General features: G+C 64.0%; 22 protein-coding genes. 17 read left to right on the forward strand and 5 right to left on the reverse strand.

Features of this window, described 5'->3' with window-relative positions:
- Nucleotides 1-67: 67 nt before the first annotated feature.
- Complete coding sequence (locus M1E07_RS05495) at nt 68-292, forward strand: hypothetical protein (protein WP_461189254.1); 225 nt, start codon at nt 68-70, stop codon at nt 290-292.
- Between the two features lie 79 nt (nt 293-371).
- Here M1E07_RS05495 and M1E07_RS05500 read toward each other — a convergent pair whose 3' ends face one another.
- A complete protein-coding gene (locus tag M1E07_RS05500) occupies nt 372-1,892 on the reverse strand; it encodes a sodium:solute symporter family protein (RefSeq protein WP_461189255.1) in 1,521 nt (506 codons plus the stop codon).
- A gap of 283 nt (nt 1,893-2,175) precedes the next feature.
- On the opposite strand from M1E07_RS05500, the gene M1E07_RS05505 reads away from it, so the two are divergent.
- The 11 genes from M1E07_RS05505 (at nt 2,176) to M1E07_RS05555 (ending at nt 16,580) form a co-directional block, all read left to right on the forward strand.
- Complete coding sequence (locus M1E07_RS05505; protein WP_461189256.1) at nt 2,176-2,751, forward strand: helix-turn-helix domain-containing protein; 576 nt, start codon at nt 2,176-2,178, stop codon at nt 2,749-2,751.
- A gap of 233 nt (nt 2,752-2,984) precedes the next feature.
- Nucleotides 2,985-4,049 (forward strand): agmatinase, encoded by a 1,065-nt coding sequence (speB, locus tag M1E07_RS05510; protein ID WP_461189257.1) that lies wholly within the window; start codon nt 2,985-2,987, stop codon nt 4,047-4,049.
- A gap of 5 nt (nt 4,050-4,054) precedes the next feature.
- A complete protein-coding gene (locus M1E07_RS05515; protein WP_461189258.1) occupies nt 4,055-5,761 on the forward strand; it encodes a thiamine pyrophosphate-binding protein in 1,707 nt (568 codons plus the stop codon).
- 290 nt (nt 5,762-6,051) lie between these two features.
- On the forward strand, nt 6,052-6,528 hold the full coding sequence (locus M1E07_RS05520) for a MarR family winged helix-turn-helix transcriptional regulator (RefSeq protein ID WP_461189259.1): 477 nt from the start codon (nt 6,052-6,054) through the stop codon (nt 6,526-6,528).
- 74 nt (nt 6,529-6,602) lie between these two features.
- Nucleotides 6,603-8,174, forward strand: coding sequence for an MFS transporter (locus M1E07_RS05525; protein WP_461190333.1), 1,572 nt, complete (start codon nt 6,603-6,605; stop codon nt 8,172-8,174).
- A gap of 151 nt (nt 8,175-8,325) precedes the next feature.
- Nucleotides 8,326-10,059, forward strand: a complete 1,734-nt coding sequence (locus M1E07_RS05530) for an ABC transporter ATP-binding protein (RefSeq protein WP_461189260.1) — start codon at nt 8,326-8,328, stop codon at nt 10,057-10,059.
- A complete protein-coding gene (locus tag M1E07_RS05535) occupies nt 10,056-12,131 on the forward strand; it encodes an ABC transporter ATP-binding protein (RefSeq protein WP_461189261.1) in 2,076 nt (691 codons plus the stop codon). Before M1E07_RS05530 ends, M1E07_RS05535 begins: the two co-directional genes overlap by 4 nt.
- A gap of 143 nt (nt 12,132-12,274) precedes the next feature.
- Nucleotides 12,275-12,691, forward strand: a complete 417-nt coding sequence (locus tag M1E07_RS05540) for an acyl-CoA thioesterase (protein WP_461190334.1) — start codon at nt 12,275-12,277, stop codon at nt 12,689-12,691.
- A gap of 128 nt (nt 12,692-12,819) precedes the next feature.
- Nucleotides 12,820-13,053 carry a PLDc N-terminal domain-containing protein gene (locus tag M1E07_RS05545; protein WP_461189262.1) on the forward strand — a complete coding sequence of 78 codons (234 nt, stop codon included), beginning with the start codon at nt 12,820-12,822 and terminating at the stop codon, nt 13,051-13,053.
- Nucleotides 13,054-13,123: 70 nt separating this feature from the next.
- Nucleotides 13,124-15,355: an McrB family protein gene (locus tag M1E07_RS05550; RefSeq protein WP_461189263.1), complete on the forward strand. Its 2,232-nt coding sequence runs from the start codon at nt 13,124-13,126 to the stop codon at nt 15,353-15,355.
- Nucleotides 15,342-16,580: a 5-methylcytosine restriction system specificity protein McrC gene (locus M1E07_RS05555; RefSeq protein WP_461189264.1), complete on the forward strand. Its 1,239-nt coding sequence runs from the start codon at nt 15,342-15,344 to the stop codon at nt 16,578-16,580. The genes M1E07_RS05550 and M1E07_RS05555 overlap by 14 nt, the downstream gene beginning before the upstream one ends.
- Before the next feature lie 30 nt (nt 16,581-16,610).
- On the opposite strand, the gene M1E07_RS05560 is transcribed toward M1E07_RS05555, so the two are convergent.
- The gene (locus M1E07_RS05560) at nt 16,611-18,266 is read right to left on the reverse strand and encodes an ATP-binding protein (RefSeq protein WP_461189265.1); all 1,656 of its coding nucleotides are present in this window, start codon (nt 18,264-18,266) and stop codon (nt 16,611-16,613) included.
- A gap of 94 nt (nt 18,267-18,360) precedes the next feature.
- Here M1E07_RS05560 and M1E07_RS05565 point away from each other — a divergent pair, with 94 nt between their 5' ends.
- Nucleotides 18,361-19,128: a response regulator transcription factor gene (locus M1E07_RS05565; protein WP_461189266.1), complete on the forward strand. Its 768-nt coding sequence runs from the start codon at nt 18,361-18,363 to the stop codon at nt 19,126-19,128.
- Here M1E07_RS05565 and M1E07_RS05570 read toward each other — a convergent pair.
- On the reverse strand, nt 19,101-19,514 hold the full coding sequence (locus M1E07_RS05570; RefSeq protein ID WP_461189267.1) for an Hpt domain-containing protein: 414 nt from the start codon (nt 19,512-19,514) through the stop codon (nt 19,101-19,103). The two genes, M1E07_RS05565 and M1E07_RS05570, sit on opposite strands and share 28 nt — an antisense overlap.
- A 244-nt stretch (nt 19,515-19,758) precedes the next feature.
- Between M1E07_RS05570 and M1E07_RS05575 the strand changes: the two genes are divergently transcribed.
- Nucleotides 19,759-20,775, forward strand: a complete 1,017-nt coding sequence (locus M1E07_RS05575) for a glycoside hydrolase family 26 protein (RefSeq protein WP_461189268.1) — start codon at nt 19,759-19,761, stop codon at nt 20,773-20,775.
- 120 nt (nt 20,776-20,895) lie between these two features.
- Here M1E07_RS05575 and M1E07_RS05580 read toward each other — a convergent pair whose 3' ends face one another.
- The gene (locus M1E07_RS05580) at nt 20,896-21,360 is read right to left on the reverse strand and encodes a very short patch repair endonuclease (RefSeq protein ID WP_461189269.1); all 465 of its coding nucleotides are present in this window, start codon (nt 21,358-21,360) and stop codon (nt 20,896-20,898) included.
- Between the two features lie 17 nt (nt 21,361-21,377).
- The gene (locus M1E07_RS05585; RefSeq protein WP_461189270.1) at nt 21,378-21,812 is read right to left on the reverse strand and encodes a pyridoxamine 5'-phosphate oxidase family protein; all 435 of its coding nucleotides are present in this window, start codon (nt 21,810-21,812) and stop codon (nt 21,378-21,380) included.
- A 470-nt stretch (nt 21,813-22,282) separates the two neighbouring features.
- Here M1E07_RS05585 and M1E07_RS05590 point away from each other — a divergent pair, with 470 nt between their 5' ends.
- The 3 genes from M1E07_RS05590 (at nt 22,283) to M1E07_RS05600 (ending at nt 25,033) form a co-directional block, all read left to right on the forward strand.
- The gene (locus M1E07_RS05590) at nt 22,283-22,870 is read left to right on the forward strand and encodes a DUF6318 family protein (protein WP_461190335.1); all 588 of its coding nucleotides are present in this window, start codon (nt 22,283-22,285) and stop codon (nt 22,868-22,870) included.
- Nucleotides 22,871-22,872: 2 nt separating this feature from the next.
- The gene (locus M1E07_RS05595) at nt 22,873-23,802 is read left to right on the forward strand and encodes a hypothetical protein (RefSeq protein ID WP_461189271.1); all 930 of its coding nucleotides are present in this window, start codon (nt 22,873-22,875) and stop codon (nt 23,800-23,802) included.
- A gap of 160 nt (nt 23,803-23,962) precedes the next feature.
- The gene (locus tag M1E07_RS05600) at nt 23,963-25,033 is read left to right on the forward strand and encodes an alkene reductase (RefSeq protein ID WP_461189272.1); all 1,071 of its coding nucleotides are present in this window, start codon (nt 23,963-23,965) and stop codon (nt 25,031-25,033) included.
- Nucleotides 25,034-25,085 lie beyond the last annotated feature (52 nt).

Consider the following 25,085-nt stretch of genomic DNA (forward strand, 5'->3'; position numbering starts at 1 on the left):
AACTGTGGCGCACGCCGGCGCCCACCGGAAAAGAGCACGTCAGAGGCGAATAAACGGAGGTTGCACAATGAACACCACCGGACAGCACCCGGACATGCCCCACCTTGATTCGGTAGAAGCCGATCCCGCTTACGACTATGCCGAGGATGTGCCCGTCAGCGAAGAGGACTGGGACACCGAGGATGAGTTCCTGGACGCGGAGGAGCCCGTCGTCCAGGTGCCGCCGGTAGTTATTGACGCAGAGGATCGCCCGGTCCCATTGGACGATGACGAGGTCCGCGACACTGAATAGAACGCACGACGGCGGCACTCCAGCTTCGCTTGGAAGCGAAGCTGGGGTGCCGCCGTCGTGAGTGCCGTCGGCGTTGCCGCTAGGGGGCGGAAACTGCGTCCGCTGAAGTCTCCAGGGTGTCCTGCCCGGCAACGCGGCGTTGCCAGTTGCGCATCACCTGGGGATCGGTGGGCTTGGTCAGCAGGGAAACCGCGACGTACACCACGGCGGATGCGAGCAGGCCGTAGTAGATGGGCTCATTGGCGTAGATGCCGTCAAGCGGCGCCTTTGCATTGATTTCCAGGACAATCATGGTGCCCAACGTGACCACGGAGCCAACGGCCATGGAAGCGGCGGCGGCCACACCGGTGCCGCGCTTCCATACCAGGCCGCCGAGGATGGCCACCAGGAGGCCGCCCACCAGGATGTCGTACGCGATGGTCAGGGCCGCGACCACGTCCTTGGTGATGATCGCGATGATGATGGCGATGATGCCCAGGGACAGGACCCAGATGCGGTTGGCCTTGACGTCGTGCTCGGGATTGTCGGTGTCCTCCGTGTTGATGGTCTTGCCGAACCAGCTGGCCACAAACGGCAGGACATCGGCGCGGGCAACGGTTGCGGCGGCGATGAGTGCGCCCGATGCTGTCGACATCATTGCCGCTACAGCAGCCGCCAGCACCAGTCCGCCGATGCCGACGGGCAGCAGGGTCTGGGCCACTTCGGCATAGACGTCATCCTGGGCGGCAATCTCGATGTTGGCCAGCGCCACGCTGGCGGCCATGCCGATGAGAGCACCGGCAACACCGTAGAGGATGCAGTAGATTCCGGCGGTTGCGCCGCCCCACCTGGCCACCTTGGCTGTCTTGGCCGTGAAGACACGCTGCCAGATGTCCTGGCCGATCAGCAGGCCCAGGGTGTACACCACGAAGTAGGTGATGATGGTCTGCAGGCCGATGCCGTCGATCTGGAAGAAGCTCTCATCCACCCGGCTGCGGATGCCGTCGATGCCTCCCGCGGCGTTGAGGGTGAAGGGGAGCATCAGGAAGAAGATGCCGACGGTTTTGATGATGAACTGCACCTGGTCAGCCAGGGTGATGGACCACATCCCGCCCACTGTGGAGTAGATCAGCACAATGGCGCCGCCGACGGCGATTGCCATTGCGCGTTCCCAGTCGAAGAGCACCACGAAGATGGTGGCGTAGGCGCCGGTAGAGGTTGCGCAGAGCATCAGGGTGTAGGCGAGCATCACGATGCCGGAAGCCTCCGTGGCCCTGCTGCCGTAGCGCAGGGTGAGCATCTGCGAAACCGTGTAGATCTTCAGCTTCTGGATGGTTCCGGCGAACAGCAGGCTCAGGAGCAGGACGCCGGCGCCGATAGCGACGACAAGCCACATCCCGGAGATGCCGAACTTGTAGCCGAGGCCAACGCCGCCCACCGTGGAAGCACCGCCCAGGACGACGGCGGCCATCGTGCCGGTGTAAAGGAACGGGCCAAGGCGACGGCCGGCGACCAGGAAGTCGCTGTTGTTCTTTGTGCGGGACTTGCCCCACCAGCCGAATGCCAGCATGGCGAGGAGGTACACCACCACGATGGCGATGTTGATGACATTTGCGTCCACGTTGGACTCCTTGGAGCTGTTGGCAGCCGGGGCGGGGTGTTCTCCCGGTAAAGGGGAAAAGGGGAAGCCGGGAACCGCTGCACGAGGATAAGTGTGAGAGTGGATTCTCAAATATTGCTCTATAGGCAACAAGTGTTTTCCAAAGCGTAGGCTGTGACGGCGATAACAGTCAAGAGGTCGCCGACCGACCGAGCCATACGCGCCATGCAGGCGTCACAGAAGCCGCTGGCCATTAGTATTGCTCCAGAGTGGGGCCGGGCGGCCGGCCATGAAAGGTACGCAGATGAAGGCACTGCCAGTTGAGCCGAGCAATGTACCGGTTGCCATCGGCTCCCGGATCCGCGCCGCGCGGCAGTCCCAGCGGCTCACCATCGAGCAGGTCGCTGACGCCACCGGACTCACCAAGGGCTTCCTCAGCAGGGTGGAACGGGACCTGACGTCCCCCTCCGTAGCCTCGCTTGTGACGCTTTGCCAGGTCCTCTCGATCTCCATTGGTGACCTGTTTGCGGCGCCGGAAACCCATCTCACCAAACGCAATGATGGTCCCCGGATCTCCCTCGGCGGCCAAGGCATTGTGGAGCGCCTGCTCACAGCCCGTTCCGAGCGGCGCATCCAGATCATTCAGGCCTGCATCGAGCCGCACGGCCGCGGCGAGACGGAGCTCTACGCCGTGGACTGCGACGTCGACGTCCTTCATGTCATCAAGGGCAACATCAGGCTGATCCTCACCAATGAGGAGTATGACCTGAGTGCCGGGGATACCGTGACCTTCCCCGGCCGGGAACCGCACACCTGGATCAACCCCACGGACAAGCCAGTCGAAGTTCTCTGGGTCCTGGTCCCTGCCGCCAGCCGCTGACCCTCCCGCCCGCTGGTTCTTCCCGGCCGGGCTGTGCGTTCCTGCCCGCTTGGTGGCTTCGCCCCCAGTGGTGAACCGCATGGTGGCTCCGCGCCCAGTGGCCGCGCTGCCTCCTGTGCTTGTGGGGATTTCGCGGCCCGGAGCTGAGAAGTAAACAGATGGTGCACATATGAAAACAGGCTGTATGATGGCAGTCACATCAGTCCCCCAACTCCTCGAAGGAGAGGCCTCCATTGGAAGAGCTGCGCATCGAAGCCAACGGCAACCTTGGCCCCATCGATTCATCCCGTATTCCCCGCTACGCCGGGGCAGCCACCTACGCCCGGCTTCCGCGCCTGGACCAGGTGGAGACGGCCGATATTACGGTGGTGGGCGTTCCTTTCGACTCCGGCGTCTCCTACCGCCCGGGGGCCCGCTTCGGCGCCAACCACGTCCGTGAAGCAAGCCGCCTGCTCCGCCCCTATAACCCCGCCTGGGACGTCAGCCCCTTCGAAAATGTCCAGGTGGCCGACGCCGGGGACATGGCCGTCAACCCGTTCAACATCAATGAAGCCATCGAGACCATCCAGCAGAACGCCCTGGACCTCACCGCCGGCGGCAGCAAGCTCGTAACCCTGGGCGGTGACCACACCATCGCCCTGCCACTGCTCCGGGCCGCCGCCGAACGCGCCGGTGAACCCGTCGCCATGCTGCACTTCGACGCTCATCTGGACACCTGGGACACCTACTTCGGCGCGGAGTACACACACGGCACGCCGTTCCGCCGCGCCGTCGAGGAGGGCATCCTGGACACTGAGGCGATCAGCCACATCGGCACCCGCGGGCCTCTGTACGGCAAGAAGGACCTCGACGACGACCATCGCTTTGGGTTCGGCATCGTCACCTCCGCGGACGTCTACTACCAGGGCGTCCTGGAAACCGTGGCCAAGGTGCGGGACCGCATCGGCAACCGGCCGCTGTACATCTCGGTTGACATCGATGTCCTTGACCCGGCCCACGCCCCGGGCACCGGCACCCCTGAAGCCGGCGGCATCACCAGCCGCGAACTGCTGGAAATCATCCGCGGTTTCCGCGGCATGAACCTGGTAGGCGCCGACATCGTCGAGGTGGCCCCCGCCTACGACCACGCCGAGATCACCGGCGTCGCCGCAAGCCATGTCGCTTACGAGCTGGTGACACTCATGGCTGACAACGCCGTGGCTGGTGACCGCTTCGGGGCTGCCACCGGTTACGCGGCACAGGCCCTCGGCCAGGAAAGCCGACGCCCCGCAGGGTTCGCCGCCGCCGGAAAGGAGTAGGCAACGTGATTGATTCCGGTCCGGGTACGGCAGCTGCTCCCGCAGGGAACAGTGCAGGCACGGGGGCCCGCAACGGCGGGGACCTCGTCGTCGAGACCCTTGAGGCGCTGGGTGCGAAAACTGTCTTTGGCATCCCTGGCCAGCATGCCTTGGGACTCTTCGATGCGATGGGCAGGGGCAACCTGCAGTTTGTGTCCTCGCGGGTGGAGAACAACTCCGCTTTCGCAGCAGACGGTTACTCGCGGGCAACCGGGGAAGTGGGGGTCCTCTTCCTTTCCACCGGGCCCGGGGCCCTGACATCGCTGGCCGGGCTGCAGGAAGCGTATGCCACGGGTGTTCCCATGGTGGTGGTGGCAAGCCAGATCCCGCTCGAGGGCCTGGGCGCCCGGCGCAAGGGCATGCTGCACCAACTCGATGACCAGAAGGCCTCGGCGGCAAACGTCACAAAGAGCCAGCGGCTGATCCAGCATGCGTCCGGTATCCCGTCGGCGATCCAGGATGCGTGGACGGAGGCGATCTCCTCACCCCAGGGACCCGTCTGGATCGAAATCCCGCAGAACGTCCTGCTTGATCCGATTATGGTGCCGCCGGTCGAGGACGCGTTGGCCGAAGCGGCGGATAACCCGCCCCGGGTTGAGCTGGTCCGCGAAGCGGTGAAATGGCTGCAGGCGGCGAAACGCCCCGCCATCATTGCCGGCGGCGGCGCCCGGCGGGGCCGGGCCGAGAAATCCCTGCTCTCGATCGCGGAGAAACTCCGCGCTCCGGTGATCTGCACTCCAGGCGGCAACGGCGCGTTCCCTTGGAACCATGAGCTGTCGCTGCAGTCCTGGATCGAGGACCGCTACATGACCGATGTGCTGGAGGAGGCGGACGTTCTGGTGGTGATCGGTTCGTCCCTGGGCGAGGTCACCTCCAACTACTTCACTTTTGAACCGCGGGGCCGGATCATTCAGATCGACGCCGAACCCCGGGTCCTGGAGTCCAACCGCCCTGGGCTGGGGATCCGCGCCGACGCCGGCCAGGCCCTCGCCGCCCTCGACGAGGCGCTCCTGCCTGACAGCGCCACCGTACCGAACTGGCACGGCACCGCGCCGGAGGACCTGGTGAAGGAATCGCTGGCGAAGGTCCGCGCGCGCTTGGAATCCCAGGACCTCGGCACGGAGCTGAAGTTCATGGCCGACATCCGTGAAGCAGTTCCGGCGGACATGCAGACCTTCTGGGATATGACCATCTCCGCCTACTGGGGCTGGAGCTGCTGGGACGCCCGCGAGGGGCAGTTCCATTCTGCACAGGGCGCAGGAGGGCTTGGCTATGGCTTCCCGGCAGCCATCGGGGCGGCAGTTGGCCTGGAAACGGTGGGCTGTCCGGGCCGGGTCCTCGCCGTATCCGGTGACGGGTCCTCGATGTACTCCATCTCCGAACTGGCAACCGCGAAGCAGCACAACGTGCCGGTCACCTGGCTCATCGTGGACGACGGCGGCTACGGCATCCTGCGCGAGTACATGGTGGGTGCGTTCGGCAAAGCAACCGCCACCGAACTCGCCCGGCCGGACTTCGTCAAACTCGCCGAGTCATTCGGCGTGCCGGCCACACGAGTGGCGCCTGAGGACGTGGGGGAGGCGTTGAAGGCGGGCTTCACCGCGGACGGGCCCAACGTCGTCGTCGTTGAAACGCTCCTGAGGATGTTCGCGCCCACCCACTTGCCCACATAATTGCTCCGGTCTTGCACCGGAACCGAGACAGTAAAAGGCCCCGCAGCACGAGTTCGTGTTGCGGGGCCTTTTGGCAACCGCTCCGCGTGATGGGGGACAAGCGGAGTAGCTGAAACCAGAGTATAGAAAGCATGCTTACGTTTCAAGCTGCGGTTGCGACCGGTTCTGTTCGCGGTTGGTTATGCTCCATCCTGCAAGCCCTGGCACCCCCGCGCGTGCACTTAGTTTCCCAAAGCAACCAACTTGAGATATAGTTGCTTCAGGCAAACAAGTAAGGAGTGCCTGAAGCCATGGCAGTAGCACCGGATACGGCAGCGGATCTCGTGTACCAGATCTTCGATCTCCAGCGCGCAGTGCGGTGCATTGCCACCGCCAGCGTGCGCGGGCAGGACACCGGAGTAGCGCTCCAGGGTGTCCTGCGCTTCGTCGGTGAAGGGGAGTCCCGGGCCACCCGCCTGGCCGAGCGGTTGGGCGTCAGCGCCCCGGTCCTCAGCCGCCACATCGCGGACCTGGAAGAGCACAGCCTGGTGGTCCGCAGGCAGGATCCCGACGACGGCCGGGCCCAGTTGGTTGCCCTGACGCCCCTGGGTGCGCAAAAACTCCGCCACATCGAGGAGCAGCGGACAGCCGTCCTGCAGGACTACCTGCGCGACTGGAGCGAGGAAGACGCGGGCCGCACCGCGGCAATCCTCCAAAAGCTCACCGAGTCACTTAAACAATCAGCCCGGGCAAAGGCGGCCGGCACCATCACAAGCCACACCTCCTAGGAGCTTCACTTATGGCAAGCCAAACCGCCGCCCCGGCCAAGGTATCCACCGCACCCGCAGGGACGCCTCCTGAGATGTCCCACCGCCAGATCATGGAAGCCCTCACGGGGCTCCTGGCCGCGTTCTTCACGGCCATCCTCAGCAGCACCATCGTGGCCAACGCGCTGCCGACCATCATGTCCGACCTGCACGGAACGCAGACGGACTTCGCTTGGGTCATCACGGCTGCGCTGCTGGCCAACGCTGCCACCACCCCCATCTGGGGCAAGTTGGCTGACCTCTTTAACAAAAAGGTGCTGGTCCAGCTCAGCATTGTGATCTTCGTGGCCGGTTCCGTGATGGCCGGCCTCTCCGAAACCATCCCGCTGCTCCTGGGAGCACGGGTAATCCAGGGTGTCGCGATGGGCGGACTCACCGCACTGGCCCAGGCCATCATCGGCACCATGATCCCGCCGCGGGACCGCGGGAAGTACTCCGGCTACATGGGCGCCGTGATGGCAGTCGGCACCGCCGGCGGGCCGCTGCTGGGCGGCTTTATCGTGGACAGCCCGCTCGGCTGGCGCTGGACCTTCTTCGTGTGCGTGCCGCTCGCCGTCGTCGCACTGATCCTGCTGCAGGTCACCCTCAAGATCAGCCACGTCCGCCTCCCCGCCAAGATCGACTGGCTCGGCTCCATCCTCCTGACCTCCGGCGTGAGCCTGCTCCTGATCTGGGTCTCCTTCGCCGGCAACCCGGCCTACTACGACTGGATGTCCTGGCAGTCGGCTCTCATGGTGGGTGGCGGTGTACTCCTGCTGGCGCTGCTGGTGCTGGTGGAATCGAAGGTTGAGCAGCCCATCATCCCGCTCAAGATCATCTCCGAGCGCACCACAGCACTGGCCATCATCGCTTCCGTGGCGGTGGGCATCGCGATGTTCGGCTCATCCACGTTCCTGGGCCAGTACTTCCAGGTGGCCCGGGGAGCGACCCCCACAGAGGCCGGGCTCCTCACCCTGCCGATGATCGCCGGCAACCTCACCGGTTCTGTGGCTTCCGGCCTGCTGATCAGCCGGACGGGCAAGTGGAAGGGCTATCTGATTGCCGGTTCCATCCTGCTGATCGGCGGACTCGGGCTCGCCGGCACCATGGACCACACCACGGAACTCTGGCACACTGGCGTATTCACCGCGGTGCTGGGCCTGGGCCTGGGCATGCTGATGCAGAATCTCGTCCTGGCGGTGCAGAACACTGTCCGGGCTGCTGACATCGGAACAGCCAGCGCCTCCGTGGCGTTCTTCCGGTCCGTGGGCGGCGCCATCGGCGTCTCCGTTCTGGGCGCCGTCCTGGCCAACCGTGTCAGCGAACTGGCCACCCAGGGACTGGTGGCAGCCGGAATCCCGGTGCAGGGCGGCGCCGCCGGCTCCAGCATGGACCTGGCACACATGCCGGAACCAGTCCGCGACATCATGAGGGCAGCGTATGGCGATGCCACCGCGGAAGTCTTCCTGATCTCGGCCGCCGTGACCGTCGTCGCGCTGGTATCGGTGCTGTTCATCAAGGAAAAGCCACTGCGGCGCACCGTGGACATCCAGCCCGTGCAGCCGGCGGCGCAGGCGGCGCAGGCGAAGGAAAGCGCGACGGCGGAGCCCGCCTCCGCTGCCCGATAAGCCATGGGCACTACTCCTCCCGGATGATCTTTTGCGGAGCTGTTTCACCCCCGGGAGGAGTTTCGTAGAGTGGGAAGGCTAAGGCTGTCAGCCCCGGCTGGTACTACTTAAGCCTCACCACTTCGCGAACTCTTCCTAAGGACCCGTGGGCATGCTCCTCACCCTCATACGGCGGTATTCCAGGCCGTACATGCCATACATTGTGGCCGTTATCGTCTTCCAGCTGGCGTCCACCATCGCTGCGCTGTACCTTCCCAGCCTGAACGCCCAGATCATCGACGAAGGGGTATCCCGCGGGGACACTGACTTCATCTGGCGCACGGGCGGAGTGATGCTCCTCGTCGCCTTCATCCAGGTGGGGACGGCCATCGCCGGCGTGTACTACGGCTCCAAAACGGCCATGGCCGTCGGGCGCGACCTGCGGCGGGGGGTGTTCAGCAAGGTCACCAGCTTCTCAGCCAAGGACGTCAACACCTTTGGCGCCCCCACCCTGATCACCCGCGGTACCAATGACGTCCAGCAGGTCCAGATGCTGGTGCTGATGGGGCTGAACTTCATGGTGGCCACTCCCATCATGTGTATCGGTGGGATCATCATGGCCCTGCGTGAGGACCTCAACCTGTCCTGGCTGGTCTGGGTCTCCGTGCCCGTCCTGGTTGTGGTGGTGGGCTACCTGGTGGTCCGCCTGATGCCGCTTTTCCGTGCGATGCAAAAGAAGATCGACCGCATCAACGGCGTCCTGCGTGAACAAATCATCGGCATCCGGGTGGTCCGGGCCTTTGTCCGGGAACCCTATGAAACCGAGCGGTTCGGCGAGGCCAACAAGGACCTGACGGACGTATCCCTGAAGATCGGCGCCCTGTTTGTCCTGATGTTCCCGGCCATCGGCATGATCCTGCACCTGTCCACCGCTGCGGTGCTCTGGTTCGGCGGCCAGCGCGTGGACTCAGGCGAGATGCAGGTGGGCGCACTGACCGCGTTCCTGCAGTACTTGCTGCAGATCCTGGTGGCCGTCATGATGGGCACGTTCATGGCCATGATGATCCCGCGCGCCTCGGTGTGTGCGGACCGCATCGGCGAGGTGCTCGACGTCGAACCCTCCATCCACGATCCCGAACGGCCGGAGACCCCGGCTGCACTGGCCGGCGTGGTGGAGTACCGGAACGTCACGTTCGCGTACCCGGGCGCGGAGTCGCCGGTGCTGAGCAACATCAGCTTCACCGCCAAACCAGGCGAGACCATCGCGATCATCGGTTCCACGGGTGCGGGGAAAACCTCGCTGTTGTCCCTGCTGCCGCGCCTCTACGACACCGCCGAAGGGGAAGTGCTCCTGGACGGGGTACCCGTCAGCAGGCTGGACCGCGCCGAAATCACCAAGCGCGTGGCACTGGTGCCGCAGCGGCCTTACCTCTTTTCCGGCACTATCGAACACAACCTCCGCTTTGGAAAAACCGAAGCCACGGATCTGGAACTCTGGGACGCGCTCGAGGTGGCACAGGGCGCCGACTTTGTCCGGGACAAGAAAAACGGGCTGAACTCCCGGATTTCGCAGGGCGGGACCAACGTCTCCGGCGGACAGCGGCAGCGCCTCTGCATCGCCCGCGCCTTGGTCACCAAGCCCCGGGTCTACCTCTTTGATGACTCCTTTTCCGCCCTTGACGTCGCCACTGATGCCCGCCTCCGGGCGGCGCTGAAGCGCACCACCGCCGACGCCACGGTCATCATCGTTGCCCAGCGTATCTCCACCATCACCGAAGCGGACCAGATCCTGGTGCTGGATAACGGCCGCATTGTGGACCGCGGAACTCACGAGGAACTCCTGGAAACCTCACCCACCTATCAGGAAATTGTTGAATCCCAGCTGAGCGTGGAGGAAATGGCATGAGCCCCCGCAAGAGAAACTCCACCGTGGAAGAGACAGCAGCCTCCCAGGACCAGGTTGCCGCGGGGCTGGCCGAGGACGGCGCCGTTGAGGACGAGGAATTCTTCGAAGAGGAATACAAGCCTTCCGAAGCCGACGGCGACATGTTCGGCGGCATGCCGGCAAAGAAGGCTGAACACTTCTGGCCGTCCGCGAAGCGTTTAATGGGACTGCTGAAGCCGGAGGCCGCGGGCATCTATGCCGTGGTGGCGATGGTGGTGGTCGCGGTGGTCCTGAACGTTATTGCCCCCAAGATCCTTGGCCAGGCGACGGATGTGATCTTTGGCGGTGTGGTGGGCAAGCAACTCCCGGCAGGCGCCAGCAAGGAAGAGTTCGTGGCGGGGCTGCGCCAGCAGGGGCAGGACAACTTCGCAGACATGATCTCCAAGATGGAGCTGGTACCCGGAAGCGGCATCGACTTCCAGAAGCTGTCCTTCCTTATTGCCGTGGTGCTGCTGATGTACTTTGTGGCCAACATCTTCCTGTGGCTGCAGGGCTACGTCCTGAACCGCATCGTGATGAAGGTTATCCGCCGGCTCCGTGACGACACCGAAAAGAAGCTCAACCGGCTTCCGCTGAACTACTTCGACACCCGCCAGCGCGGCGACGTCCTCTCCCGGGTAACAAACGACGTCGACAACATTCAGCAGGCGCTCCAGCAGGCGTTCGCCCAGCTGATTAACTCGCTGCTGACGGTCATCGGCATTGTGATCATGATGTTCATCGTCTCCTGGCAGCTGGCGCTTATTGCTTTGGTGGCGCTTCCGCTGTCCGGCGTCGCTGCCGGGATCATCGGCTCGCGCAGCCAGAAGCTCTTTGCCGCCCAGTGGAAGAACACCGGTGCTTTGAACGGCCAGATTGAGGAGTCGTTCTCCGGCCATGACCTGGTGCGGGTCTTTGGGCGGGACGCAGACATGCTGGAACGCTTCGAGGAACGCAACGAAGCCCTGTACAAGGCCAGCTTCGGAGCCCAGTTCGTATCCGGCATCATCTTCCCGGTGATGCAGTTCGTCTCCTACCTCAGCTACGTGGGCATTGCCGTGGTGGGCGGACTTCGGGTGGCTTCGGGGTCCATGTCCCTGGGCGATGCCACGGCCTTCATCCAGTACTCCCGCGAGTTCACCCAGCCGCTGGGCCAAATGGCCGGGATGGCCAACATGCTCCAGTCCGGCGTGGCGTCATCCGAGCGCGTGTTCGAATTCCTGGATGCCGAAGAACAGGACGCTGAGACGGCCACAGGGCACTTGCCGGCCAAAACGGACGGACACGTCGAGTTCAGGAACGTCACCTTCAGCTATACAGAAGACAAGAAGCTGATCGAAGACCTGTCCTTTAACGCGGAACCGGGACACACCGTGGCCATCGTTGGGCCCACCGGAGCCGGAAAGACCACCCTGGTCAACCTGGTGATGCGTTTCTATGAGCTCAACTCCGGCTCCATCACCCTGGACGGGGTGGACATCACCCATCTCAGCAGGTCCGAACTGCGCTCCAAGGTAGGTATGGTGCTCCAGGACGCCTGGCTGTTCGGCGGTTCCATCTACGACAACATCCGCTACGGCAACCTGGATGCCACGGAGGAGCAGGTCATGGCTGCGGCCAAGGCAACCTTCGTGGACCGCTTCGTCCGTGCGCTCCCCGAGGGATACGACACGGTGATTGACGAGGAAGGCAACAACGTCAGTGCCGGCGAAAAGCAGCTCATCACCATCGCCCGCGCCTTTGTGGCCAACCCGTCGCTGCTGATCCTCGACGAGGCCACCAGCTCCGTTGACACCCGCACGGAACTGCTGGTGCAGAAGGCCATGGCAGCGCTCCGTACGGACCGCACCAGCTTTGTGATCGCCCACAGGCTCTCCACCATCCGCGACGCCGACACCATCCTGGTGATGGAGAACGGCAGGATTGTGGAGCAGGGCAACCACAAGGTCCTCCTTGCTGCGGAAGGCCCCTACCACCGGCTGTACATGTCCCAGTTCGCAGGCACGGACGCCGGGGAACTGCCGGTGGATGATTCGACGGCGGTGCACAGCTGAGCGCGCAGGAGGCCCCGGTGCAGGAGAACGCGTCGGTGCAGCAGGACACAGCCGTGCATCAGAACCCGGCGGGGCAGCAGGATGCGGACGTTCAGCCGGATGCCCTGCTGAAGCGCGGCGGGCGGATCGAGGTCCTGGTTCCCATGCGGTGGGGTGACATGGACGCCTACGGGCACATCAACAACGTGCAGATCGTCCGGATGCTGGAGGAAGCGCGGATCGGGGCGTTTGGGCCGCCGCGGGGAGCGGGGATGCCAGGCATCGAGCCGCACGTCTCCCTTTTCAACGACCTCCCGGACGGCACCATGGCGCTCGTAGTGGACCACAAGATCCGCTACGTCAGAACCCTTGAGTACCGGAACATCCCCGCTGTGGTCCAGGTGTGGATCGGCGCCGTTAAGGGAGCCAGCTTCGATATCCACTACCTGGTCCAGGACCCGGTCACGGGGGAGGATTGCGTAAAGGCCAGCAGCCACTTGGCGTTTGTGGATGAAGCTACGGGCCGGGTGCAGCGCCTCACGCCAGAACAGAAGGAACGGTTGGCGCCGTTCACGGCATGAGCTGAATTTGCAGACACACAGCGGGACGCCGCCCGCTGCTTTGGTGCCGTCCACTGAACCGGTGCAGGCCGTTGCACTGGAGCGCGCCTGTACCGGAAACTGAAACCCCAACCCAAGGAGAAGCAGGCATGGCTCAGAAGAAGACCTGGAAGGAAATGTCCCCGTCCGCGAAGGCCGGCACCATACTGGTGGGCATCACGCAGGTGTCCCTGTTGGTTGCGGCGCAGCGGGACATTTCCAAGCGCCCGGCGGCCATGATCAACGGTCCGAAGGCGGCTTGGCGCGCGGCATCCTTCATCAACTTCATTGGGCCGGTGGGCTACTTCACCTTCGGCCGGAAGAAGCCGGGACCGGTCAAGTAGCAGCCTGGACCGGTGGGGCGCGGGCAGCTCTCTGAGCACCCGTTCAGCTTCACCCTGTAAGTTTGAATCCATGACCCCCGCTTCCACTGCTGCCATGACCCGCGCCCTCGGCATCTCGAAGGAGATTGAGGACGCGGCATGGTTTGTGCTTGGCCCCGGGCTCCTGGGAAAACCGTCAGCGCTGGATGGGCGCACCATGACCTGGACGTCCGAGGCTGCGGCGGAGCTCCTGGAGAGGCTGGAACGGGGCACGCCGGATCCGAAGGCGCCCATGATGACAAACCTTCGGCAGAACCTCGACGGCGCGTCCCGGGAAGCGAAGCAGCTGGCCGTCGAGCTGCTGTTCCTTCAGTCGCTGCCGCTGGCCCATGAGGTGAAGTCCCTGAAGGTCAAGCGCGCCCGCGTGGCCGAGGCCGCCTCCTGGCTTGAGCCTGCGCTGGATTTGCCTGAGGAGCTGTACGAGGGCCTGACGGACCACGGCGTCATCCGTGACCGGACCGCCGAGTTCAACTGGACGATCTGGGACCACCTGAAATGGCTGTGCCGGTTTGTGCAGCACGTGGACCAGCTACCGACGGCGGACATTGCCGAGGCGCTGCAGGACCCGTTGAAGTTCCACCGCCTCGCCGCCGCCACGCCGGGGGACCAGCCGGCAATCCGCCGCAGTATCGAGTTCCTCACCTGGCCCACCTACTTCGAACCCGTCGTCGCTGACGTGGAACGCCAGGAAATCCGGGACGCCTTCGCCTCGCTGGTGGGCGGCGCGAAGGGGGACGCCGAAGAGGACATCACCGCGGACATCCACCGCATCCGCCTGCACCTCGATGAGCAAGCGGGGCAGCGCATCGACTGGCACGCCCGCCAGCTGGTCAGCCAGTGGCGCAAAGTAGGCGACCCCGGGCGTCGGGCGTGGCTGCTGCGCACACACAGCGACAACACCGAGCTGCTCACCGCCTGGCAGGGCGAGGAAAAGGTGACGCTCGACGTCGAACATCTCCGCCTGCTGGGCCCCGGCGTCACGGCGGGGGTGGTCCAGCACGCCGTGGACGAGGACTACAAGCACCTCGGCTATGTGGAGCGCGAGGACACCAAAACCGCTGTCTTTGCTTTCTTGACGGTTATGAAGCCAGGGGACCTGGCGCTGTACCAGCACGGCGGAAAGGTGCGGTTGGGCGTGGTGCTGGGGGAGCCCGAACACAACGAGGACAACCGGCGGCTGCGCCGGAAGGTCCGCTGGTTCGATGAAGGCCACGCCACTACCAGCCTTCCCCGGCACGTCCAGCGGCAGCTGGCCACACCTGGGATCGTTGTGGACCTGACCAGGGTGGTGCAGGCACTGCAGGCCCTGCTGCCTGCCGAAGCGGAAACAGAGCCCGACGGCGATGCTGAAGCGGCCGCCGTCGTCCCGCCCGTCCAGGAGGGCTTCCGTCCGTTGACCCCCGAGTTCGCGGACTCGCTGCACATGGAGCTGGAGCCGCTCCAGGAAATTGCCGAGCTGCTGGAGGAGAACCGGCAGCTGGTGCTGTACGGCCCGCCGGGCACCGGCAAGACCTACCTGGCCAAGCACCTCGCCGCGGAACTTGCCGACGACAGCACCGACGAGCGCGTCAAACTCGTGCAGTTCCACCCTTCGTATGCCTACGAGGACTTCTTCGAGGGCTACCGGCCGGACAAGACGGACGAAGGCCAGGTGTCCTTCAAACTCGTTGCCGGTCCGCTCCGCCGCCTCGCCGAGGAAGCCGCCAAGCCCGGCAACGAGAAGAAGCCGTACTTCCTCATCATCGATGAGATGAACCGCGCCAACCTGGCCAAGGTGTTCGGCGAGCTGTACTTCCTGCTCGAGTACCGCGATGACCGGATCTACCTGCAGTACAGCCCCAACGAGCCGTTCACGCTGCCGGACAATCTTTACATCATCGGCACCATGAACACCGCGGACCGGTCCATTGCCATGATGGACGCCGCCATCCGCCGCCGTTTTGCGTTCATCGAGCTGCACCCGCAGACCGAGCCGGTGCGAGGCTCACTGCTCCGGTTCCTTGAGGCACGCCAGCTGGACACCACCCCGGCGCTGCTGCTGGATGCCCTGAACAGCGCCATCGACGAGTGGGACCGGGACCTGATGATCGGCCCGTCGTACTTTATGAAGCCAGCGGCCCAAACCCCTGCCGGGCTGCGGCGCATTTGGAAGTACGAGCTGATGCCCCTGCTTGAGGAGCACTACCACGGCCAGCTGACGCGGGCGCAGCTCGAGGAACGCTTCGGACTGGACCGGTTGCTGGAACGCCTTGCGGGCCGCTGACCCCGGCGTGTCCGTCCGGCACCTGGTGCTGGACGAACTGTCCCGGGGGATGGTGGAACGGCTGGACCCGGCCAGTGCCTCCTTCCTGAACTCCAGCGGCCTGGCCAAGGCGTCCCCGATGGGCCTGGGGCTGTATCGGATCGAGCCGGTGGGCAAGGTGGGCTCCGTGCGAACTGGCACGGTGCAGCTGGATGTGCGGCCCAAGGACCGGCTGGGGCTCAGCCGGCTCCTGTTCCTGCTCAGCTACGCGGGCGAGCAGGGGTTCCGTCCGGATTCGGTGGCGGCCATCGAGGACCGGGAGCTGTGGAGCGCGCTGGCTGAGTCGCTGGCCCAGCTCGCTGAACGTGCCTTGGGCCGCGGGGTGCTGCAGGGGTACCGCACCGTGGACGAGTCACTCCGCACGGTTAAGGGTCGAATCCGGATCTCGGACCAGATCTCCCGGCGGCCCGGGATGCTGGTGCCCCTGGAAGTCTCCTATGACGAGTTCAGCGAGGACATCGCCGAAAACCGCATCCTCCGCGCCGCACTGGAACGGATGGGCCAGGTGCCGCGGGTCCGCCCCGAGGTGCTGAGCAGGCTGCGCCAGCTCAAGGGAAAGCTCGACGCCGTCACCCGCCTTCCAGCGGGTGCCCCGCTGCCCAGGTGGACGGCGACCCGGATGAACCTCCGCTACCACGCCGTCCTCCGCCTGGCGGAGCTGATCCTCCGCAACGCCTCGGCCGAAGCCGGCCAAGGCAAACAGCAAACCGCTTCGTTCGTGGTGGATATGGCGCAGGTGTTTGAGGACTTCGTCGGCACGGCGCTGCGGGAGGCGTTGGCAGCGTACCCGGGGGAGCTCCGGCTCCAGTACAACGCGCTCCTGAGTGAGGCGGTACGGGACGCGGACCGCCTGTCCGTGCGGCCAGATGCCGTGCACCTGCTGGGCGGGCAGCCTGTGGTGGTCTACAACACCAAGTACAAGGCCGCGTCCGACCTCGGTGCCTCGCTCACGGCGGACCACTACCAGATGCTGGCGCACTGCACGGCTTTGGCGGTTCCCACCGCCTGGCTGGTCTACGCGGGCTCCGGCGAGGTCAAACTGCGCCGCATCCTCAACACTGACATCGACATCGTGGAGTTCCCGCTGGACCTGTCCAGGCCGCCGTCGGAAATCCTCGCCTCCATCGCGGACCTCGCCCGGCAGTCCTGGGGCGAAGTGGTGCGGCAGGCACGCGCCGAAGGTTGACGCTGGCACTGGCCGCCGCCGTCGTACGTCTTAGACCGGAACCCGGAACGTGAAAGTGGTGCCCTTGCCCAGGGCGCTCTCCACTTCGATGGTCCCGCCGTGGGCCTCTACGATCGCTTTGCTGATCGGCAGGCCCAAACCGACGCCGGGGATGGCTGTCCTGCGGACGCTGCTGGTGCGGAAGAACTTTGCGAAGACCTCTGAGGCGTCCTCAGGGGTCATGCCCATTCCGGTATCGCTGACCCGGCAGGCCAGGTGGCCGTCCTCCTGAGCCAGCGAGACCAGCACGTTGCCGCCGTCGGGGGAGTACTTGATCGCGTTGGACACCAGGTTGTCCAGCACCTGGGAAATCCGCGCCCCGTCCAGGTGGGCCTCCAGCTGCTCCGGTGTATCGGCGGCCAGCACAACACCGGACGCATCGGCCTTCGGTAGGGCCGAGGAGACGCTGCTGCGAACGAGGTCAGCCACGTCAACGGCGTGCGGGGAGACGATCAGCTGCCCGTTGCGGGTGGACAGCAGGTCGGAAACCAACGTCAGCAGCCGCTCCGAGTTCCTTCGGATGATCTCCAGCATGCCCCGCTGTGTTTCGTCCGGCTCGTCGTCAAGCAGGATTTCCACATACCCGAGGATCGACGTGAGGGGTGTGCGGAACTCGTGTGAGACGCTGGAAACGAAGTCATCCTTGGCCGTCAGCGCGTTGACGAGGTCCGTGACGTCGCTGAACGCGATCACAGAGCCGGAGAACTTCCCGTCGGCGTCCTTCATGGCCCGGGCGGTGGTCACGAAGGCACGTTGCCCGGTGCCGGAGCCCAGCCAGACGAGGTAGTCCGTGAAGGTTTCCCCGAGTACGGCACGGCGGACGGGGCGGTCCTGCACTGGAACCAGCGTCTTGCGGTCCGGTCCGAAAACGAGCAATTGGGACTCGTTAGGGTCCGCTACATCCTTGGGCCGCGCCAATTCGTGGTTGGTCCGCTGCTTCCGGTTCATCAGTACGTCATGCCCGTCGGCGTCCACCGCCAGGACGCCCAGGTGAACAGTGTCCAGGACAGTATTCAACAGTGCTTCCTGCCGCTGGCTGTTCCGCAGGTTGGTCTGCAGCTGGGCATCCTTATCCTCCAGCTCGCGCTGTTGCCGCATCATGCTGAGCGTCAGGACACTCACGGAAACGCCGATGCCGAGCATCATCACGGGCAGAAGCAATGACCGTGCCAGGTCCTGTGCCGTAAAGCTCCCCTTGATCAGCAGCGGAACCCAGATGATTGCCAGCGGCGCCAAGAATGACAGCCACAAAGCAGCCCGGGGGTAGTACCCGGAGGCGCACAGCCAAATCACCGGGAATACTGCAAGCAGGCTGATACCCGTCAGGCTTTCCTGCCCGCCTTCCCTGCCGAGGGCAATGGAAATGAAATCAAGCAGTGGAATGATCAGGAAGCTTGTATAGGGCAGCCGCTCCCATGGGACCAGGTAGCAGAGCGCCATGATGGCGGCCTGCGACACAAGGAACACAACAAAAAGCGGATTGTTCATGGTGGACGGGAAAAACGCCCACATCAGGAAGGCTGTCAGGATCGTCGTCACAAACAGCGGCATCTGGCTCAGCGTCACCCGCTCCGCCAGCCGGTACTCGTGGAAGGGCCGCCGAAAGAACCTGATCCGGCCGGACGACCACGCTACGGGGTTAGTCATGGCGCGAAAACTTACGGGGCAAGGTGTGCGAGGCCATATCAGCAGGATATCCGCAGCCAGCTATACTTCAGACGTTGGCTGCTGAGGGGGCGCTATGAGTGATGCACGTGTCGGACTGGTCATCGAGGATGACCACGACATTCGGGAACTGGTTCGCACGGTGCTGACCCAGGCAGGCTTTGACGTGACCGTGGCCAGCAGCGGCGCCGAGGGCGTCCTGACGGCGAAGACCCTTAATCCGGATGTCATCACCCTGGACCTCGGGCTGCCGGATATCGACGGTTTTGAGGTCTCCCGGCAGATCCGTGAATTTTCGGACGCCTATATCGTGATGCTGACGGCCCGCACGGACGAGCTGGACACCCTCATCGGGCTGGAATCCGGCGCGGACGATTACCTCACCAAGCCGTTCCGGCCCAGGGAGCTGCGCGCCCGTATCGCTGCGATGATGCGCCGTCCCCGTTCCGTCCCGGACCCGTCAGAAGCAACAGGTGTCGAGGCATCAGCTGAGGGCCAAGCGCATCCCGAGCGGGGGAATTACAGCCATAACGGGCTGGAGCTGAGCTATGCATCCCGCACGGTAACCGTGGACGGCGCAGACATGAACCTGACCCGTACCGAGTTCGAACTCCTGCACGCACTGCTGGAAGCAGGCAAAACTGTCCGGACCAAATCGGATCTGGTGCGTCGGCTGCGGGACGAGGATTACGACGTCGGGGGTTACATCAGCGAAGCGGACGAACGGTCCGTCGAGGTCCACATGGGGAACCTGCGCAAGAAACTTGGTGATTCGCCGCAGAAGCCGCGTTGGCTTCAGACGGTTCGCGGCGTCGGCTACAGGCTCGCTCCCGGCGAGCACTGAGCCTGCAGCCTGTTTATCGTTTGGCGGCTGCACCGGCTGATCGGTCGAAGGAACGAGGCTGCGAGCTTGGGGAGGACGACGACGGCGGCGTCAGCATCGAGCCCTTCAGTCCGGATTGCGCCTTCCAAGGCTCCCGCCAGACCGGCGAGCCGCTCGGCGCCCACCATTTGGCTGGATGTCTTCAGGCTTAGGACGGCGTCCACTGATCCGTCCAGGTCTCCTGTGGTCAGGGCCAGCTTCAGGTGCCCGATCCGATGCGGGAGGTAGTTGATGAAGTTTCCCACGAAGACGCTGCAGTAACCCTCGTCCTCCTCGAGTTCCGCGCGCAGCCGGTCCAGGACGGACTGGTCCACCAGGGGGCGGTCGGCATCATCGGACGGCGTCATCGTTGTCCTTTCGGAAGTGGTCTTCCACTCCGGAAACTGTGAGATTAAGTGGGGCATTAGCTCCTCTTCAGATTAGGACTGCTCCGCATAGTCAAAAGTTGTTTCGGATGAGAATTGTGCGTTTCTTGATGAGACTGCGGGTTTTACGCCTAATACTTGAGCCGGTGCGTTTGTACCGACAGTCAGTGCCGGGGCCGCATGTCGACATGGAGAAGTTGCTTTGTTGCGATCGGTAAGAACGTTAGTGATTCCCCTTTTTGTCACTGGCGCGTTCAGCACCGGTATCACCAGTCCTGCCGGGTCCAGCGGCACCGTCACGATTACAGCCAAGACGTCATCCATCAAGGGAACCGCCTCCTTTGTTGTGGAGGCCGCCCCGGCGCCCCAGCCGCCTCAGGTCAGCACGGGCCCGCTGCGTTTTGGAGTGGCCACCCCCGGCGGAGCTTTGGCTGCCGCAGAACTCGATGAAGTATCCGCGTTGGCGGGGGAGAGCCCGTCCATGGTCCTTATCTACAAAGACTTTCTTCAGCCGCCTCCGCTGAGGGAGATGACCGCGGTGCGCGCCCGCGGTGCTGTTCCGCTGGTGACGTGGGAGCCGTGGGCCTGGGGTGGCGGCGTCGAGCAGGCCGCCTACTCCCTTGACCGGATCACCGCCGGCGACTTTGATGCCCGCATTCTCGAGTGGGGCCACGCCATTGCTGCCTGGGGCCAGCCTGTGATGCTCCGCTTTGCGCATGAAATGAATGGCAACTGGTATCCGTGGGCGGAAGCGGCGAACGGAAACCAGCCAGGCGACTACATCCAGGCCTGGCATCACGTCCACGATGTCGTCGCCTCCACCGGAGCCGGCAACGTCCAATGGGTGTGGTCCCCGAACGTATCCTACTGGGGTTCCACGGAGCTGGCGGGGCTTTATCCGGGCGCAGGCTACGTGGATGTGGTGGCCCTTGACGGCTACAACTGGGGCACGTCCACCGCATGGAGCAGTTGGGTTTCGCCGCAGGACCTCTTTGCCCCCGGCATTGCGCAACTCCGCACCCTCGCGCCGGCCACACCGATCCTGATTGCCGAGACGGCGTCGAGCGAGACCGGCGGTTCCAAGGCTGAATGGATCACCAGCCTGGTGTCCTACCTTGCCGCCCAGCCCGACGTTGTGGGCTTCGTGTGGTTCCACCTGCAGAAGGAGGCCGACTGGGGCATCAACAGCAGTGCTACCTCGGCGTCGGCCTTGAATGCGGCCCTGTTGGCGCGTCACAGTTAGCTGGCATGAGGGGATGTTGTTGCTCCGGACTTCTGGTGCTGCAGTCCTCCAAGCGGGACAACGGGAGTCATCCTTCCTGACCAACATCAAGAGCTTCCGGGGCAAAGGCTAAAGATTGCCTCAAGATTGGTCTTTATTGAGGCCCGGGCCAGAGGGGGAGGGGGCAGTTTCCAGGAACTGCACCAGCTGCTCTTCAAGCGCTGAGCCATCCTTGAGCTCGCATTCCCAAACGGTGAGTACCTCCCAGCCGGCGTCCTCCAGCAGCCGGCGCTGACCGGCGTCGCGCTCCTTGGTGCGTGAACGCTTGGCTGCCCAGAACTCGGCATTCGCTTTGGGCGCGTGCAGGCCCACGCGGCAGTCGTGGAAATGCCAGAAGCAGCCGTTGACGAAGATAACCTTGCGGCGGCCGGCAAAAACGAGGTCCGGATTGCCCGGAAGTCGGGTGCCGCCGGTGCGCCCGTGCAGGCGGTAGCGGTATCCCTTGGCGTGGAGGAGGCGGCGCACCAGCAGTTCGGGCTTGGTGTTCTTGCCCCGGATCCGGGACATGTTCCAGCTGCGCTGCTCCGGGCTCAGCTTGTCCGCCATGCTTTTAGTCTAGGTTCCTAGAAGCCGCGCTCCGGCTGGTCCCCGAGCTGGAAATGGCGCCCGCTCACCGATACGGGGTCGATCTCGACGTAGAAGTCCTTGAGTGTCGGCACCCAGGACTTCAACCCCAGCTCCTCCACGGCTGCCAGTTCGGCCGACTTGCTCAAAACCCGGGCTTTTCCCCGAAGCACCACGGACCACGCCTCGTCGGAGAGGATGCCATCAGCCTCGAAGAGCACTGTCGAGTTGATGGTCAGCTGGGCGAGCTTGTTGCCGGGGGCGGTCCGCAGATACAGCTTGCCGTTCGAGCTGACGTAGTTGACGGGAAAGATGTCCGGTTCGCCGGCAACCGAGACCACCAACCGTCCGTGCCTGGTTCCTTCCAACAGGTGCCAGGACTGCTCGTCGTCGAGTTCCAGGACCGGATTTCCATCTGGGTGTTCAAACATCATGACGCCATTCTTCTACGTCCCGTAGAAATGCGCTAGGGGTTTGATGCCTTCATTCCTGTGGCTGTGTTCGAAATTGTGCCCTAACGGATGTGCTCAGTTCAGGACGAGCCCGACGGCGGCCGCCACTACTTTTTGTCGCTCGCCCTTTTGATGGGCAGAGCGGGGGAGGGCGGTGGTCCTGCCTGCGGAGAAGTTGCTTTCTGGCCTTGTGGGCGGCGTGACGCTGCCGCACTTCACACGGCGGCTTCCTCTATGACTTTCTTCAGGGCAATTGGGGTGGTAGAACCAAGGACGGGTACCTGTGGATAAGTTTGATTGCTGAAATGTGACCTGGGCTACCCTTAAGTCACTGTCCGGAGCATGCCGTCTTGAAACTACTGGGGGATTAGCGGCCCATGACATCGCACAACATATTCACGTCCCGACTCATGGGCTCCGGCGCTGTAGTCTTCGGTGTTGCTGCCGCACTTATGCTGGCGGGTTGTGCGGGGGAAGCACCTGCAGACCCCGGCACTCCATCCCCGGCTGCTACAGAGCTAGCCTCTTCCAGCCCTACAGCCACCCCCACGGCGACGCCCAGGGCAGTCTACAAACCGGCCGATGCGTCCGGCCCCGCTCAAAACGTGCCCGTACCCGTGCTGCCGGAAGTGGCAAAGACGGAGACGAAGGAGGGCGCGGAGGCTTTTGCAAAGTATTGGTTTAGCGTGCTGAGTTATGCATATGAAACAGGCGACCTCGTTCTTCTTGAAAGCGTAGAACCACCGTCCTGTGCGGCTTGCCAGAAAGTCAAAAAAGTAATTCGTGACTGGCACTCCGAGGGGCGTTGGCTGGTAGGCGGCAAGCTAACGACGCCTGTCGCGGACACCACGTTTATGAAGGATCAAGAGGGCAAGTACAAAGTCGCTGTCCAAGTCCACCAAGAACCTTTGTCATACATGCGATCTGACGGATCCACAGCTCGAACAGATCCCCAGCAGCCCGACCAGGGGAATCTACTTATACTCACTCATGAAAGCGGCGGATGGACTGTAGTTGAGCTCGGAAGCATCGTTGGCTAGCAGTGTCCCGGTATTTACTGCTCCGCGTCCTTCTGGCAGCAATCGTGTCCGTTGGCCTTAGTGCCAATCCCGCGCACGGGGACGGCGGCCGTGATCCGGAATTTGGTGGCGAATGGAATCCCGGTCTCCAAGTAGTCGGTTACAGCTGGGACTCTGCACTCAAAGATTTTGTTAGGGCCGATCCGAATGTCCCCCTCACCGACCCGAACGAGTACAAGTACGAACTCCAGTGCCACCTTGGTGGGGGCGACTTCGACACTCCCTGCCTCGCCCGACAGATCGAATGCAACAACGGTCCCGACGGGGAAGACGGTATTCCTGTTACTTGGCTATCCAGGCCCCGCGGAGTTCCCGGCGCCGTTTGGGCCCACCACTCCGGCCCGACCTGCCTCTACGATGCTCGACCGGAGGATCTGCTGCCTCGTATTGCCGCCGGCATTCAGCGGCAGTTCGAAAGCTTGCCGGTGAACGCCGGAACGGTCGTGGCGCAGCCCAGTCCGCACACGCTCAGGGGTGCCGAAACCAACTTCTACGCCGAAGCAGTTGAACAGCAGTTCGACGTCACCATGTTCGGCCAGAAGGTGCACATCGTGGCTACGCCAGTCCAATACACCTGGAACTACGGCGACGGCATGGTCTTCGGTCCCCAGCCGTCGATGGGAGGCCCGCTGCCCCAGGACCGGTGGGGCGAGAAGACGAGGACAAGCCATGCCTACGGAACCACGGGGGACTTCCAGGTCGTGCTCACCACCACCTTCCAGGGAACCTACTCCGTCAACGCCGGCCCTCTGCTGCCTATCCCGGGCCAAGGCCAGTTCAATGCGCCGCCTCAAACCATCAGCGTCTGGCGGTCGGTCACCCGCAACTATGCCGACGACTGCAATGTGAATCCTCAAGGACAGGGGTGCCCGGGCGTCGGGGCGCCGCGCTGAGCTCCTGTCGTGCCCCTTGTGGCCGGCGCCACCCAATACCCGCAGCGCTCGGCGCCCACCCGCCGTTGGCAAGCCTGTGATTCGCGCCGCATCCGGAATAGCTGCACGCGCCTCCCAGTTGGGCCAGACAGAACGTTGAAAACTTCGAAAGGACGCGCACATGCTGTTTTCTCCTCTGGCCCTTGGCGAACTTGAACTCCCGAACCGGCTGGTCATGGCACCCCTGACCCGCCTCCGCGCCGGCGAAGACGGCATCCCCGGACCCCTCATCGCGGAGCATTACCGCCAGCGGGCTTCCCTCGGCCTGATCGTCAGCGAGGGAACCTACCCCAGCCAGGCGGGTCGTTCCTACCCCGGCCAGCCCGGCATCGTCACCGAGGAACAGGTGGCCGGCTGGAAGAAGGTCACCGACGCCGTCCATGCCGAAGGCGGCCGCATGTTCGCCCAGGTCATGCACGGCGGAAGGGTCTCGCATCCCGACATCACAGGCGGCAACGCAATCGTCGCCCCCAGCGCAGTGGCTATCGAGGGCGACGTCCGCACTCCGTCCGGCAAACAGCCGTACCCGGTGCCGCACGCACTCACCACAGACGAACTGCCGCTGGTCATCCAGGAATTCGTCGCCGCCTCGCTTAACGCTGTTGAGGCGGGGTTCGACGGCGTGGAGCTGCACTCCGCCAACGGCTACCTCCTTCACGAGTTCCTGGCGCCGAACTCCAACGTCCGTACGGACAGCTACGGCGGTTCCCCGGAAAACCGGGCACGTTTTGTGATCGAGACGGTCAATGCGGTTGTGGCAGCAGTCGGAGCCAACCGGGTGGGTATCCGTATCTCCCCTGAGCACAACGTCCAGGGCATTGCCGAGGTTGATGCAGCCGATGTCCGGGCAACGTATGAGGTATTGGTGGACAGCATCGCCCCACTGAACCTGGCTTACCTCAGCATCCTTCACCACGAGCCGAGCGGGGAACTGGTTCAGGACCTCCGCGCCCGCTTCGGCGGTACCTTCCTGGTCAACACCGGCTTCAGCGTCGTCACCACCCGCGAGGAAGCCGTTGCCCTGGTGGCCGACGGCCACGCTGACGCCGTGGTGGTGGGCCGTCCCGCCATCGCCAACCCGGACCTGGCACGGCGCTGGGATGAGAGCCTGCCGCTGAATGAGCCGGACCCCTCCACCTTCTACGCCGATGGCGCCGAGGGCTACACGGACTACCCGGCCTACGCGGGCTAAACGACTTTTTAACAGCAACGACGCGACAGCGACGACGGCGGCACCCGGTTTG

The sequence above is a fragment of the Arthrobacter sp. Z4-13 genome (genome assembly GCF_054792705.1).

What these genes read in the sequence shown, in the direction of transcription:
- M1E07_RS05520 (WP_461189259.1), top strand. Translation starts at nt 6,052, where the DNA reads ATGGCAGTAGCACCGGATACGGCAGCGGATCTCGTGTACCAGATCTTC.
- M1E07_RS05560 (WP_461189265.1), bottom strand. Translation starts at nt 18,266, where the DNA reads ATGACTAACCCCGTAGCGTGGTCGTCCGGCCGGATCAGGTTCTTTCGG.
- M1E07_RS05590 (WP_461190335.1), top strand. Translation starts at nt 22,283, where the DNA reads ATGCTGGCGGGTTGTGCGGGGGAAGCACCTGCAGACCCCGGCACTCCA.
- M1E07_RS05570 (WP_461189267.1), bottom strand. Translation starts at nt 19,514, where the DNA reads ATGACGCCGTCCGATGATGCCGACCGCCCCCTGGTGGACCAGTCCGTC.
- M1E07_RS05505 (WP_461189256.1), top strand. Translation starts at nt 2,176, where the DNA reads ATGAAGGCACTGCCAGTTGAGCCGAGCAATGTACCGGTTGCCATCGGC.
- M1E07_RS05545 (WP_461189262.1), top strand. Translation starts at nt 12,820, where the DNA reads ATGGCTCAGAAGAAGACCTGGAAGGAAATGTCCCCGTCCGCGAAGGCC.
- M1E07_RS05565 (WP_461189266.1), top strand. Translation starts at nt 18,361, where the DNA reads ATGAGTGATGCACGTGTCGGACTGGTCATCGAGGATGACCACGACATT.
- M1E07_RS05495 (WP_461189254.1), top strand. Translation starts at nt 68, where the DNA reads ATGAACACCACCGGACAGCACCCGGACATGCCCCACCTTGATTCGGTA.
- M1E07_RS05580 (WP_461189269.1), bottom strand. Translation starts at nt 21,360, where the DNA reads ATGGCGGACAAGCTGAGCCCGGAGCAGCGCAGCTGGAACATGTCCCGG.
- M1E07_RS05550 (WP_461189263.1), top strand. Translation starts at nt 13,124, where the DNA reads ATGACCCCCGCTTCCACTGCTGCCATGACCCGCGCCCTCGGCATCTCG.
- M1E07_RS05600 (WP_461189272.1), top strand. Translation starts at nt 23,963, where the DNA reads ATGCTGTTTTCTCCTCTGGCCCTTGGCGAACTTGAACTCCCGAACCGG.
- M1E07_RS05540 (WP_461190334.1), top strand. Translation starts at nt 12,275, where the DNA reads ATGCGGTGGGGTGACATGGACGCCTACGGGCACATCAACAACGTGCAG.
- M1E07_RS05530 (WP_461189260.1), top strand. Translation starts at nt 8,326, where the DNA reads ATGCTCCTCACCCTCATACGGCGGTATTCCAGGCCGTACATGCCATAC.
- M1E07_RS05535 (WP_461189261.1), top strand. Translation starts at nt 10,056, where the DNA reads ATGAGCCCCCGCAAGAGAAACTCCACCGTGGAAGAGACAGCAGCCTCC.
- M1E07_RS05585 (WP_461189270.1), bottom strand. Translation starts at nt 21,812, where the DNA reads ATGATGTTTGAACACCCAGATGGAAATCCGGTCCTGGAACTCGACGAC.
- M1E07_RS05525 (WP_461190333.1), top strand. Translation starts at nt 6,603, where the DNA reads ATGTCCCACCGCCAGATCATGGAAGCCCTCACGGGGCTCCTGGCCGCG.